The 13,371-nt window shown below is 63.0% G+C and carries 12 protein-coding genes; 6 read left to right on the top strand and 6 right to left on the bottom strand.

From position 1 onward, the window contains the following. Nucleotide 1: 1 nt before the first annotated feature. The 5 genes from dpdE to AC4BGE_RS15715 all read right to left on the bottom strand — a co-directional run bounded on the left by dpdE (nucleotide 2) and on the right by AC4BGE_RS15715 (nucleotide 7,885). Entirely contained in the window at nucleotides 2-3,193 is a 3,192-nt protein-coding gene (gene dpdE / locus AC4BGE_RS15735; protein WP_490575874.1) for a protein DpdE, read from the bottom strand. A 375-nt stretch (nucleotides 3,194-3,568) separates the two neighbouring features. After that, complete coding sequence (gene dbpB, locus AC4BGE_RS15730) at nucleotides 3,569-4,678, bottom strand: DGQHR domain-containing protein DpdB (RefSeq protein ID WP_490575873.1); 1,110 nt, start codon at nucleotides 4,676-4,678, stop codon at nucleotides 3,569-3,571. Then, nucleotides 4,678-5,907, bottom strand: coding sequence for a tRNA-guanine transglycosylase DpdA (gene dpdA, locus AC4BGE_RS15725; RefSeq protein WP_490575872.1), 1,230 nt, complete (start codon nucleotides 5,905-5,907; stop codon nucleotides 4,678-4,680). Before dpdA ends, dbpB (AC4BGE_RS15730) begins: the two co-directional genes overlap by 1 nt. After that, nucleotides 5,904-7,043 carry a DGQHR domain-containing protein DpdB gene (gene dbpB / locus AC4BGE_RS15720; RefSeq protein WP_490575871.1) on the bottom strand — a complete coding sequence of 380 codons (1,140 nt, stop codon included), beginning with the start codon at nucleotides 7,041-7,043 and terminating at the stop codon, nucleotides 5,904-5,906. The genes dpdA and dbpB (AC4BGE_RS15720) overlap by 4 nt, the downstream gene beginning before the upstream one ends. Next, complete coding sequence (locus AC4BGE_RS15715) at nucleotides 7,040-7,885, bottom strand: hypothetical protein (protein ID WP_490575870.1); 846 nt, start codon at nucleotides 7,883-7,885, stop codon at nucleotides 7,040-7,042. The genes dbpB (AC4BGE_RS15720) and AC4BGE_RS15715 overlap by 4 nt, the downstream gene beginning before the upstream one ends. Nucleotides 7,886-8,011: 126 nt before the next feature. Between AC4BGE_RS15715 and queC the strand changes: the two genes are divergently transcribed. The 6 genes from queC to AC4BGE_RS15685 all read left to right on the top strand — a co-directional run bounded on the left by queC (nucleotide 8,012) and on the right by AC4BGE_RS15685 (nucleotide 13,005). Continuing rightward, entirely contained in the window at nucleotides 8,012-8,710 is a 699-nt protein-coding gene (gene queC, locus AC4BGE_RS15710; protein WP_490575869.1) for a 7-cyano-7-deazaguanine synthase QueC, read from the top strand. Next, entirely contained in the window at nucleotides 8,707-9,342 is a 636-nt protein-coding gene (queE, locus tag AC4BGE_RS15705; protein WP_490575868.1) for a 7-carboxy-7-deazaguanine synthase, read from the top strand. Before queC ends, queE begins: the two co-directional genes overlap by 4 nt. Then, the gene (queD, locus tag AC4BGE_RS15700; RefSeq protein WP_490575867.1) at nucleotides 9,339-9,713 is read left to right on the top strand and encodes a 6-carboxytetrahydropterin synthase QueD; all 375 of its coding nucleotides are present in this window, start codon (nucleotides 9,339-9,341) and stop codon (nucleotides 9,711-9,713) included. Before queE ends, queD begins: the two co-directional genes overlap by 4 nt. After that, nucleotides 9,710-10,303, top strand: coding sequence for a VUT family protein (locus AC4BGE_RS15695; RefSeq protein WP_490575866.1), 594 nt, complete (start codon nucleotides 9,710-9,712; stop codon nucleotides 10,301-10,303). The genes queD and AC4BGE_RS15695 overlap by 4 nt, the downstream gene beginning before the upstream one ends. 457 nt (nucleotides 10,304-10,760) lie before the next feature. Continuing rightward, entirely contained in the window at nucleotides 10,761-12,146 is a 1,386-nt protein-coding gene (locus tag AC4BGE_RS15690; RefSeq protein WP_490575865.1) for a ParB N-terminal domain-containing protein, read from the top strand. A gap of 118 nt (nucleotides 12,147-12,264) precedes the next feature. After that, the gene (locus AC4BGE_RS15685) at nucleotides 12,265-13,005 is read left to right on the top strand and encodes an HNH endonuclease (protein WP_490575864.1); all 741 of its coding nucleotides are present in this window, start codon (nucleotides 12,265-12,267) and stop codon (nucleotides 13,003-13,005) included. Between the two features lie 163 nt (nucleotides 13,006-13,168). On the opposite strand, the gene AC4BGE_RS15680 is transcribed toward AC4BGE_RS15685, so the two are convergent. Continuing rightward, on the bottom strand, nucleotides 13,169-13,371 hold a 203-nt coding region (locus AC4BGE_RS15680; protein ID WP_490575863.1), incomplete at its 5' end, for a hypothetical protein.

The following is a 13,371-nucleotide window of genomic DNA, read 5'->3' as shown; positions in this document are numbered from 1 at the left end:
GTCAGCTCGTCAGGGCTCGGCCAGAGAGAATCACGATGCCGGTGCTGTCGAGTCGTAGTGATGGTGCGGCCACCGCGGCGGCCATGGCGCCGGCTATGACTTCCTCGCGATGGAGTTCCTGCTCCAAACGGACAAGTTCCGATCCCGACGTGCGCATGGCGCGGAGACGCAGTTGCGACAGCCTTGTTGCAGAGTCTTGACTGGCGATGGTGGTAGCTCGCTCGACCGCAGCACGGACTCCCTCCCGACTGCGAACGAGCCGTTGAGCGGCCCGTTCCGCCGCTCGCCAAGAGTCAGCCCATACCTGTGCGGGAATGAGGTCGTAGGCCTCCTTGATCCTGACACGGTTGAGCGAGTAGTCGCCCCCGGCCCGGGTCGGGCCCGGTTTCGTATATGGGCCGGCAAGCGCGTCCAGGTACGTCTTCGACGTCAACTCCTGCGCGCCGGAGGTCATCCAAACGCTGACGATGATTGGCGGGAAGATGCCGTCGGCGCGCCTCGTCAACGCACGTTGGTCCATGCCTGCGCTGACCGTCGCGAGCTCGCCACGAGGATCTTCTGCGGTCGGCACATGGAGAGGGTTGGCCTCGACCGCGTAATCGAACCGGTACAGGAGTGTGTCGTCACGGCTCCAATGGGGCAGACAGCGCCACATCCCGAACGCTCGGCCACGATCGTCGTGCCAGAGGAAATCGCTCACAGCGTCGACGAATGGGTCTCCGTACCGGTAGAGGTGGACGTCCTCACTCGCGAGGGCGACCTCCCGAACGTAGGTTCCGACGTGGCCTTTCAACGGAAGGAAGTCCCGCATGAGCCGCGATGCGGGGATCAGCGGAATCTGGGCTTGATTCCCTGGCAGGCGACCGAGCGCCTCGTATCCGCCCAAGCCGGTGGCAGGGTTGCCCTTCCGCTCGAATCGGAGGTTGCCGGCGGCGCTGTTCGCTGCAAGAAGGTCATCGCTCACCTTCGCAAAGACCGATGCGTCGGATTCGATGGTCGCGATCCGTGCGTAGACGGATCGTTGGTCGACGCTCGTCTCCAGACTGTCGAGCGCGTCTTGCTCTCGGACGCGCTCAATTTCCGCGTCGAGTTTCTCCCGAACTCGCGTCACCGCGGATGCGACGCCGTCGAGACCCAGTTGAAGAAGAATCTGCCACGCCTCGTCTGTTGCCTCGTCGACGGCCTGCTGAAGGCTGGCGACGGAACTGTCGAAGATCCCGAACCCGTCCGAGAGGATGCGTTCCCAGGCGCCGGCGTAGGTGCGATCTGAGTGTCCAGAAACGACGTACGACCGCCACTCTCCCGACCCTCCAGGCGACCACCGGTCACAGCGGCCGATGCGCTGCTCAAGACGGTTCGCTGATCCCGGAAGGCCCAAGTGCACCAGAACATTCGCGAACTGGAGATTGCGGCCTTCTTCGGCCGACGCATCTGCCACCAAGACCGCGGCGCTGCGGACCGCCTCGAACGAGCGCACCGCGCGCTCGTTCTCCTCGCTGCGTTGGGTCATCACGTGGCAGAAGACGGATTGGGCGCCGAAGAGATCCTTGAGTTCCTCAGCCAGTTCATTCGCTAAGTCAGCCGTGGGGCAGAAGACGACGGCACGCTCGTTCGACGTCATGAGTTCGCTCAGCGCTTCAGCGACCGGACGACTGACGTTTGCCCGTCGGTCGACGTAGGCCATGTCCTGCTCGATGCGCTTCAAAGCGTCTACTTCGTCAGCGGCTAGTGGGCCAGCGGCGCGGTCTGCCGCCCACTCCTGTAGTGCACGCGGATCAAGGCCAACCGCGGCGGCCTCGGCGAAGGCGCGTGCGGCCAGGGCCATCGCCTCCGGGGCGCCTTCGGCCGCTGCCAATGCCTGTTCCCGCCATCGATCGAGAGCCTCTGCGACTTCGTCGCGAAAGGTCGATTCCACGAGAACTGGCTCTGGCGCGCGACGACCGGACACGCGGTAGGTGCCTTCCAGCGCCGTCGTACGCCGAGTGCGCAGCATTCGTCGGTGGACGCGGTAGACCTCGGCAACATGTGTGCGCAGTGCCTGGATCAGGGACGCTGCCTCGTCCTTGTCCTGCGTGGCCACCGCCTCGCGGGCGCGCGCAACAAGGTCGCCGACCTGGACGTCATCGGGGAACGATGCTTCGACCTCCGTCAGGCGCCCTTTCAGGAGTACGCCTGGGAGGCTGGGTTGTAGCCCGAGGAACACGCGGCCCAGGCCCGCGCGAGCCTCCAGACGAGACCGGAGTTGCTCGGCAGTGGTGTCGACGTATACGGCGGGGTCGAGCAACTTGAGCATCGCTAGGAAGGCGTCCTCGTTGTGCAGTGCAGGTGTTGCCGACAGCATCAATAGGCGCGGACTTGAAAGGGCGATCTCCCGAAGCCGCTCGAAGCGAAAAGCGAGGTTGGGATCCGTGCTGACTGACATCCGTGCAAGGTTGTGTGCCTCGTCGACGACGACGAGGTCCGCCGCACCCCACGCCGACGGATCATCGTCACGGCTGAAGCGAACCTGTGCCCGGGGGAAGTCCTGCACTCGGAACTTCTGAGTCAACTCGCGCTTCCACTGGTGGACGAGGAAGGGAGGCAAGATCAACTGGACCCGCAAGTCGGGGTTGTCCAGCAGCATCTGGCGGATGATGATTCCCGCTTCGATTGTCTTGCCTAGGCCGACCTCATCAGCGAGGAGATAGCGCTGGACCGGGTCCTGCAACACGCGCCAAGCCGTCTCGACCTGGTGCGCGTGGAGTTCGATGCAGCTGGATAGCACGGCTCGCATGCCGTGAGCCGCCGAGCGCTGCTGAAGGATGGCGCGCAAGAAGGGAAGACGCAGTTCAGCGAGCAGCGGCGACTCGAGCATGCCCGCTTCGCCGAAGCCGACCGGATCCACGAGGGGTTTGTTCCAGCGAACGTGCAGGTGCTCCTCGGGAACAAAGCCCTCCCATTCGTGCCCCCGGACGTAGATGTCGTTGTGCTCGTTCGCCTCGATGATCCGCCCGGAGCGCCATCGGTCCTCTTTGTCCTGCCAGAAGACGCGGAGTTCGGGAGACAGGGTCAGCCGGGTCAGGCTTGCCCGTGGCACTGCCTCGCGGTAGCGGGCCGATGAGGCGGGCCCGGGCGCATCGAAGTACTCGAGGACGAGCTCCTCGCCCTCTCGCGCCACGAGCTTTCCGGGGCCCAAGGTGTTGGCCGAGGACACGAGCAAGTCGCCGCGACTGAGGGATTTCGTTCGGCGTCCTGCAGCCAGCCCTGGCGCAGGCTGTGCGGCTGCCTTCTTTCGCGGCTGGCGCGGCTTCGGCGCGTTGCCTTCGGCGTCGCGCGATCCCCGGCAACGAGGGAACTTCGAGCACCCCCAGAAAGTCTGGCCAGCGTTCCGTCCGCGAGAGGCAAACTGCATCACCATCGGTGAGTCGCAGAGAGGGCACTGCACCCCGTCGATCAACTTCAGCCCCCTTTGCACGCCTTTCATGGGGAGGCTATCGGCGTTCAGCGAGGGATGTAGCTACTACGCAGAATCCGCGTCGACCGACCGACGGGGGTCCTGTCGCTTCACCGCCGGCTCTGGCGGGGGCGCTCAGGCTCGTCGAACCGTCCGGAGAAGGTGGCCCGACAGCACTCGGACGTCGTTGGGCGTGTTCTGGATGCCGTTCCAGCGTCGGGGCTCGCTATCCCCGAGGTTCCACGTCCCGTGGGTCCATGCGCAGTGTTCCGCTAGCGCCGAGATCTTTCGTTCGATTCCAAGCGCCGGCAGGTCAGCCGCTGGCGTTCCGTCCGTCAGCGCGTCCATGACGTACCCGAGGGCCTGGATGCCTGCCCCGTGAGTAAGGCGCGACTTGGCAGGCGGGAGGTCCCAAGCGTCGGGGAACGTCATCTGTACGACGGTCCAGAAGTAGTTGAGGTGAAGAATGATCTGCTCGATGTCCCCGCTGCCGTCCTCCGGGTTGCGGTATTGGTAGAGCGCACCGTCGTACAGGCTGTTCTCGATCATCTTCAGGACGCTGTTGTCCTTGATGTAGCCGTCGGCCATGGTCGGCGTCGCTATGCGTCCCGCGAACGGCTCGCCAGCAGTCCGATCCCCGAAGTTCAGACGCGCGAGGATCTCTGCTGGCAGTTGCTTCTTCGCGTAGGCGGTCGGCAAGTGCCCTTCGGTGCTCGGCAGGAGTTCGTGGATGAGTCCCTTGGGCAGCGGTTTGGTGTTGTTCACCAGGATGAACTGGGAACGCTGCTCCGCCTCACCATGGGCGATGAAGCCGACTGCGGCCACCGCAAACTCCGCCACATCAGCGTCCCGGATGGCAGCGCTTCGCTGCTGACCATCGACAAGCCAGGCCGCCTTCTCGTCGTCAGGGAGTGACTCGTCGACGGGGATCACGAGTTCGCCTGCGGCCACGTAATCGACACTGCTTGCGGGACCCGTGGTCTCGAATCTCACGCGTTCGTCGAAAGCGAGGACGATCGCGTTGGGGAGCATCGCGCCGTCCGACTCGAGGTACCGGCGGATGGCGCGAATGTGACTCAAGACCTCTGGACGCTGGTAGCCCTGGAGTTTCACGTCCTCACGGTGCACGCGGCTGACCGTGGCGAAGTCGTGGATGCGTTTCCCGTCAACCCCGAACGTGTAGATGTACTGCTGGCCCTGCCGGATCCGCAGGGCCGGGAGCCGGATGTCGTATCGGTCGGCCATCAGGCTCTCCTCGCTTGAGATCTCAGGGTGCTCATCCGCTGGGCTAGCACGGTCATGTTGTGGAACCCTCGTCGCTTGTTGCGCTCGGTGCCGCGGAAGATTGCGATCTCGATGCCATGCTGTGCGCAGAGCGAGCACTCGCATCGCGTCCAGGGCGCATCGGTGAGCGTCTCCGCGTAGGCGCTCAGGTACGACTTCTTTTTGGATTGAACAACACTCTCGTATGCGCCTAGCGCGTCCAAGCACGCTCGGCGAGCCGATTCGGTGCCGTCGTACGCACGTAGCGCCTTGAGGGCTTCACGCTCAGAGGTGAGCGCGTCCTTCTGGCTGACCATGCCGGCCAAGATGGCTCGCTTGAGTGTGGGGTTGCCGTCAACCTGGGGGACTCGGATTGCCACGTACGCGCGCTTGGCGGTGTGATAGTTCTTCCGGTCGTCCATGAATGCCTGCCGGAACGCTGACGTGCTGTCGAAGCTTGTCACGCCGAGGTCGGCGAAAGCGTCCATCGAGTCGATCCGCGTGATGCCCAGGAGATGCAGTTCGGTCTCTGGCTTGATGACGTCTTGGATGCGAGTGAGGCAGGCCAGGATCTGGTCAGTCTTGAGGGGAACCATGCCTCCGAGTGCAATCCGCCGGTATCCCATGTCCTGGAGAGCTTTCACACTGTTGGCGAAGCTGTCCGGACTCCACCCCTGGGCAGCACCCACCGGCACCACGGAGCTCCGTCGCTGACGTGCGGCGTCGATGAACTGTTCGGCGAGCCGCAGGGTGAGGAGTCGCCGTTGAGCCCATTGGGGGTCAACGTCATCTTCGGAGGCCTCGGGCTCGTATCCAAAGATGATGTGGTCCGTGCTGACACCAGCGTCGAAGTCGCACTCCTCGTAGAAGTCGAGGGTTTGCTGTGCAGTGACAGGCGGCACTTCTTCGTCGACGTAGTTGAAGGCGCCGTTGTCACCCATGGTTTCCACATCGTCTGGCAGGCGGAAGAAGGGCCGCACGCCCATGCGATACATGCGCGCCCGTTGCGCGGCGGTGTACTTGCCTGCGCCCTTGATGGACCCGTCGACAATCGACTTGCTGACGAGTACGCCGTGATACGGGGCGCGGTCCAGCACTTCATGGGCGTATCGATCGTCGCGTTGCCGGACCCGGTGCGCCACGTACTCGTCCCTGAGGAAGTCGTATGTCGGGCTAACGAGGTCTTGACTGTCTGGGAAGTAGAACTTCACTTTCGCCCGGTCCGTTCAGCGAGGTACGTCCGAACAAGGTAGTTGGACAGCGCACTGATGTGCCGTGGCGTGTTCTGCAGGTCGTTCCACGCCATGCCGCCTAGGTCCTCCCAGGCGCCCGAGGTCCATCGACACTTGTCGGCGATCAGGCGCAGTTCGTGGGCAGCCAGGTCCTGAGCGTGAGCATCGTCATCGGGCACGTGTGTCATCACACGATCCATGACTCGTCCCATCGCGCGTATCCCCACGCCATGCATGAGGCGACTCTGAGTTGTCGATAACCCCCATGCCTCCGGAAACGTGTCCCGAACCGCTCCCCAGTAGGCCAGCAGCACTCGCCGAATTCCCTCGGTGTCCGTCGTCCCACTGGCGATGTTGCGGTAAGGGAACAGGACTCCTGAGGGTGACTCGACAGATTCACGGATGGCCTCGACCAAACTCGTATCAGTGACGACTGCCGTCTTCTTGTCTTCGGTCGTCGTTGAGGCCCGCCGGATCAGGCCACAGAACGGTGAATCCTTGTCATGGTTCAGCATGTCAACGAGAGCAGACGGCAGTTGCCGGGTCGCCATACGCGCAGAGGGAACACGAGAAATCTCGGGAAGCAACTCGGTCACAAGACCCGTAGGCAAAGGCTGGACGGTGTTCACACGCAGGAACTGCTCGCGTTGAAGTTCGAGGTTTGGTGCCACGAACCCAGCGACTGGCACTGGCAGACGCCGATTCTTTGTTCGCGCGAGGGCCAGGCTGCGCTGCTGCCCGTCCACGATCCACGCCGGCCGCGGTCCTTCGCCGTCCATCGAGAATGGGATCTCGAGCGTTCCAGACACGGCCAGGCCATCGGTAGTCGTGGGACCTCGGCTCGACTTGAACTTAACCTCGGGGGGGAGAGCCAAAATCAAGCCGTTCGGGAACAGTGGCTCCTCGGAGTCGAGGTATTCAAGGATCTGCTTCACATGCTTCTGCTTCTCGGGACGCTGATACCCGATCAGGCGACCGGCCTCGTCGCGCCCGATCCGGGCAACGTCGGCAACCCAGTCGATCTCCTCTGCTGCGAGCGTGAACAGGAACAAGGGGATCTGGTCGCTCTGCAGCACCTTGAGCGCTCGGCGTGTCAGCCACTTGGGGTCGGTCATCGCGTTGTTACCTGTCCGAAGAGGGCGGAGAAGCGCTTCTGCTCACATGCCAGGCCTGCTTCTCGCAGGGATGTCAGGGCACGAGTCTTCGAGATGCTGGGGTCGTTCAACTTAAGGGCGGTCACGAAGTCGAGGACTGCAGTGTCGGTCAAGGGACGGCGGTCGTACACCTCGCGACGACGCGCCCGTCCCGTCCATTCCAGCCAGCTCTCGCGAGCGCCAGCGCCAAACGGGTCGGTGCCGCTCGAGAGCGAGAGCCATTGTGTGGCGGCACGCAGATTGAGACTCGTGGCGGTACCTCCGAGGGCGTGACGAAGGCTGCGGTCAGCAGGGATCCTGACCTCGTCAGCAACATCCTTTGACCCCCCGAAGACCAAGAGTTCGTCAGGGTTCATCATCGCAAGGAGGCCAGGCGCCACCACACGCGAGTAGCTGTCCGACAGGACCCAGAGAGCCTGTCCGCCGACTGGCCCGTCGCGGTGAAGAAGTGAGCCCCACCATGCGCGTGCTTCCCTGCTGGAGGTAGCCACAGAGTCTAGGTGCCCGGCGCTGAAGGTGGCCGCGTAGGCGGGGGCTTCGTCGTTGAGTGCGCGCAGACCCAGGCCAGCCGAAGCGACCATGACATGAGGTTCGTAGCCCACATCTCGGGCGGTCTGAATGAGGCGCTTGACCTGCGTCCAGGCCTCACCCCGGTACAACTCCAGCAGGGGCAACTTCTGTGGTGCGCCAGCGATGGCCGCATTCCACGTCCGAGCCCGTTCGTCCACCGTCCCAGGGCCGAGGTGCCTGACCATCAGACCGGGCTCGGGCGTCGCAGACTTGCGGTCGGTGCAGGTGACCATCACCGTCAATTTGCGTCGCGACATGACCTCGAGCTTCCAAAACTACGTGTTCGACGGCGCTACTCTATCGTGTAGTTTCAGCCCCTGGCAGCATGACCGAGTGCGTGTACGAAAGAGGTGTCGTCCGTGGCTAAGAAGGCCGTCGTGTTGCTGAGCGGTGGACTCGATTCCACCACAGTGTTGGCGATCGCGAAGGATCAAGGCTTCGACCCGTACGCCCTAAGTTTCCGCTACGGGCAGCGCCACGAGGTCGAGCTCGTGGCAGCGGAACGCGTCGCGCAGGCGGCCGGGGTGTCGCGTCACGTCGTCTGCGACATTGATCTCCGAGTCTTCGGCGGATCCGCGCTCACCGCGGACGTGGACGTTCCCAAACATGACTCCGCAGCAGACATGCCTGACGACGCCATCCCGATCACCTACGTGCCGGCGCGCAACACCGTGTTCCTGTCGTTTGCTCTCGCCTACGCCGAAGTGGTGGGCGCGACCGACATCTTCATCGGCGTCAGCGCACTCGACTACTCGGGCTATCCCGATTGCCGTCCCGAGTTCATCGCTGCCTACGAGCAGATGGCGAACCTTGCCACGCGCGCCGGCGTCGAGGGGAACAGGTTGACGATCCACACGCCCCTGATCGAGTTGACGAAGGCCCAGACCGTCGAGATCGGCACCCGCCTCGGAGTGGACTACTCCCTCACGTCGTCCTGCTATGACCCTGATGCTGAGGGACGGCCGTGCGGCCACTGCGACTCGTGCCTCCTCCGCCTCAAGGGATTCGAGGAGGCGGGACTTGAGGACCCGTTGAACTACCAGGCGGCGGGAGCGTGACCTACAAGGTCAAGGAGATCTTCTACACCCTCCAAGGCGAGGGCGCCCACGCCGGGCGCCCCGCAGTGTTCTGCCGTTTCAGCTCCTGCAATCTGTGGACGGGACGCGAGGCGGACCGGGCGCGCGCGGTATGCCAGTTTTGCGACACAGACTTTGTCGGCACCGACGGCGAGGGCGGCGGCAAGTTCCGCGACGCAGAAGCACTCGCGCACGCCATCGCATCCCAGTGGCCGCAGGGGACCGGGGGAGACCCGATGGTGGTTTGCACCGGCGGAGAACCACTGCTTCAACTCGACGAGGCCGCCATTGGGGCCTTGAAGGCGCGAGGCTTCTATGTGGCGGTAGAGACCAACGGGACGGTCGCACCGCCCGCGGGGATCGACTGGCTATGTGTCAGCCCAAAGATTGGCGCCGAACTGGTCGTTCACGGCGGACAGGAATTGAAGCTCGTCGTTCCTCAGGGCGGGGTCGACCCGACCACCTTCGAGCACCTGAACTTCAGCAGCTTCCGAGTTCAACCGATGGACGGCCCCAACCTGAGCGCCAACACCGCCTACGCCGTCGAGTTCTGCATGACGAATCCCCGCTGGCACCTCAGCCTGCAGACCCACAAGTACCTAGGGATCCCGTGACTTACACAGCAGAGATCTACCGCGAGTTCTCCTTCGAGGCGGCGCACCGCTTGCCCAACGTGCCGGAGGGTCACAAGTGTGCGCGCCTCCACGGCCACTCATACAAGGTAGAGATCCACGTCACCGGCGTAGTCGGCCAGGAGACTGGCTGGGTCCAGGACTTCGGGGACCTCAAGGCGGCCTTCAAGCCCCTCGAAGAGCAACTCGACCATCACTACCTCAATGAAATCGAGGGACTGGACAACCCGACCAGCGAGATCCTCGCGAAGTGGATCTGGGATCGTCTGCAAGGCGATCTGGTAGGCCTCAACGAGGTGCGAGTACGCGAGACCTGCACCTCCGGCACCGTCTACAGAGGGGACGCGCGATGAGCACAACCCTCGCACCGACACCGTCAACGCAGGACGAAGCACGAGTGCGTCGTCTGCCCCTCTTCCTGGCCCTCTTGTTTTACGTCGCGGCAGTGGTGCTTGCCAACGTAGTGACGGAGCGCTTGGGACTGGTCACGGTGGGGTTTGGGCTCATGGTCACGGCCGGCACGTACGCCGCCGGCTTCGCTCTGCTAGCTCGCGACTTCGTCCACCGCTACGGGAATCGCGGTTGGGCCATCGCCGCGATCGCGGCAGGCGGTGTCATCTCCTGGCTCACCTCGTCCCCGGCGTTGGCTGTGGCCTCCACCGTCGCCTTCGTGAGCGCCGAACTCATCGACCTCGCCGTTTATGAGCCGATCCGGCGCACCAAGGGCTTCATCCAGGGAGCTCTCGCCTCCAACATCGTGTCCGCCCCCATCGACACGCTCGTCTTCCTGTCGCTCGCCGGTTTCCCGCTGACGGCAGAGACGGTGGGCGGCCAGTTCGTAGGGAAGGTGTTGTGGGCGACCGCGATACCCCTCACTGCCTTCTGGTTGGTTCGACGAACCGTTCACGCCCGGGCACCTAGGGGGACGTCGGTAGGCATCTGAGATGCGCCTCGAAGTTGCGCGTGACTCGCCAGGAGGTGCAGTGGCTGAGCGGGCCGCCCGGATGGTCGCCGAGATTCTAAACGTGGGCAGGCCCGCTGGGGCGAAATGAGCAGGACGGCTGAGTTGCCCTATCGGGGCCCAAGTTGCCGTCAGACCGGGGTCGGCGTCCAATCGTAATCTGAACCCAGTTCCTGTGCTGCTCGAGAAGGTATGCGCGTCTTGGCCACGAGACGCCGACGGAACGGGTCGGCGATGGGGTGTCGAGTCACCCGGCGGCCGCCTCGCTGAACCGCCGTGATCACTTACGACGAGAGTCGCGGCAACAGGGCGTCAGAATGCGAGCTAGGCAGCGACCCAAGACTCGCCCTCAGCAGGACGAGGACGCTCCGTTCCGCCCCCCACGGGGCGCGTCTCTGGCATCATGGGCCGAGGCGTCTTCGAGTTGAGGGTTAAGGTTGTGGCTGACACTTACACATATCAAGCAATCAGGATCCAACAGCGACCCACTGCACCACCCTTCTACCTCCTCGGGGCGCCGGCGAGTGAGATCACACTTTGGGCGGACGCTCCGCACAAGAAGTCCAGTCTTCGTGCCGGCTACCAAAGAGAGTTGGACGAGTCGCGGCTCGGTTCGATTGAGCGCTTTCTTGAGTTGTCCAGCGACAATATTCTACCCTCGGCGGCGCTTATCGCCGTTCGCCCATCCGCGTTCACCGTCAATGGTGAAGGCCCTCAGTGCACGATCGAGATTCGTGTCAATGATGTGGACCGAGCGGAAGCCAGGACCTTGCTGCTGCAAGAGTTGACTGCGCGCTTGAGCGACGAGGAGATTTCGAGCGTCGCTCCTATTGAGGGTACGGAGATGGCTGCGGACGACGTAGTTGAGGAGGATCTGGAGGCGACTCGGCCCGAGTCTTATATGTCGAGTCTTTACGCCGAACTGCGCGACTACGATTCCCTCGATTTGGAGCGCAAGTCCGAGATGGATGAGTTCGTTGAGACAATGATGACCCCCGGACTGATAATGGACGGCCAGCACCGTATCTTCGGAGCTAAGGAAGCCTTTGACGGATCAACGGTCCTACCCCTGGTATTGGTGCCGGGCCTCGATGTAAGTGAACAGGTCTTCAACTTCTACGTTCTGAACAACAAGGCTAAGCCACTCGACAAGCGTCAACTCCGTTCGATCATTGCCACATCTCTCACGGCGGGTGAGATCACACGCCTGTATGACCGGTTTAGTAGTAGTGGCCTGCGGGCGGACGAGGCGCAGTGGACCTACCGAGTTCACACTGATGTTGCTAGTCCGTTCCTCGGTCTCATATCGCTGAAACTCTCAGACGATATCGCTCCAATCGACGACAATGTCATGGACCAAGTGGTAAGTAGGTTTATGAAACTGCCACGAACGTACAACGCACTGAAGAAGGGCGTTGCCTGGGACTCCGGGGACCCCGACTACGCGATGCGGCTTGGACTCTTCTACGCCCTGTGGCGCGCAGTGAAGGACACCTATCCGGCAGCGTGGGCCGCCGCGGCGAATGATGGAACCGGCCAATTGTTCCAGAAGGTGTCGCTCCTTCAGACGCAGGAATACGTTCTCGATGTTCTGAAGCAGGTGGTTGCGTTCCAGGACAAGTCCCCTTTCTCGTCGCCGGAGGAACTTTACGACGCGGCCACCGTTGCCCTGAAACGCATTCCCGAGCTGTTCTATCTGAAGGAGTGGAAGAGAAAGGGTCTCGACACAGGAACTGGAAGGACCTTCTTCTTGGAGCAGATGCGGAAGGTCGCGGCCGCGGACGGGAAGAACGTTGGAAGCCACGCTCTCTTCCGTGCCGAGTAGCCCGAGGCGGCAAGCGGATGGTCCGCTTGACTCCCTAATCTCCGACCTTATCCTCCGAGCGGGCCGCGAGACGGCCCATTGGAGGCACGCCCGCGACTGGGCTGCCGACCGACTCCGGATGGCAGCCGAACTGGAGGAGCAAACGGATCTAGCCGTGCGACTCCGGGTCGCTCTTAGTTTGTGCCCTGCGGATGCCTTAACTCACAAGCGCTCGGATCGCGTTTCCAGGCTGGACAAGATAAAGCGGCACCTCACGGACGAGGCTCTCGTCCCCGCGGAGTTCGTGAGTCGCGTTGCTGACGCTGTGGATCGGACTCTCGATGCCTGGCAAGTGGAGCGCGAGAACGTTGCGTCATACCGCGAGCGGTTGCTGGCGCGAGATGGTAGCCGCTGTCAATGCTGCCATGTCGACTTCGACGATGCGCCGGACGATGCGCTCTCTGTGCGCCTTCAGGATCCATTCAAACTGGTTTGGGTTGACGCACCTCGGCATTTGTTTCCGACGGTCGATCACCGGGAGCCCGTTTCCAAATTCGGGACGAATCAATTGGATAATTTGTGGCTCCTATGCCGATTCTGTAACGAGGGCAAGGGTGATGGGGCGCCCATGCTACTTAAGCATGAACTGGACTACGCGACGGTGCTGCCTTGGAACTCGTCGGTCGCACCCAATAAGAACGCAGTTGCCCAATCGGGTCGACTCGTATACCGGGTGCTTGCTCGCAACGACTTTGCATGTGGGCTCTGCGGCAGTCGGGCTACGGAACTCTCCGTCCGCAAGGAACGCGACCGCGGTCTTGCCGTGCTTAGCAATCTCGTAAGCGTGTGTTTCACATGTCTGGAGCCCAAGCACACGTAATGATCGGCCAAGTCTGGCCGACAGGGGCATTTGCAGGATGTGCTGACAAGTCCCACAAGGGCCGTCCCGCGCAGTTAGAACAATACCGGAGTTGTGTCGAACGTCTTCGTGGCCGGTGACGCAAGGGGGCAGGGTCAAGTTTGAGTCCACGTGCCCCCTTTCCTCAGGGCGCTGTCGAGTTGCCGATCCAGCCGCGTGCTTCGGCTCGTTTCCTAGCCAACTCGGCGAGTCGACCGGAGGCGGCCTGTTGGTAGCGCATGGCGGCGTGGCTGGTGGAGTGGCCCCCGAGCGCCATGAGTTCGGCGAGGGTGGCGCCGTGTCGGGCGGCTTCGGTAAGGGCGCCGTGGCGCAGGTCGTGGAATCGGA

It is taken from the genome of Nocardioides sp. Z50_6, from assembly GCF_058215755.1.
The sequence above is the reverse complement of the archived record's forward strand: the minus strand, read 5'-3'. Positions and strand labels throughout refer to the sequence as shown.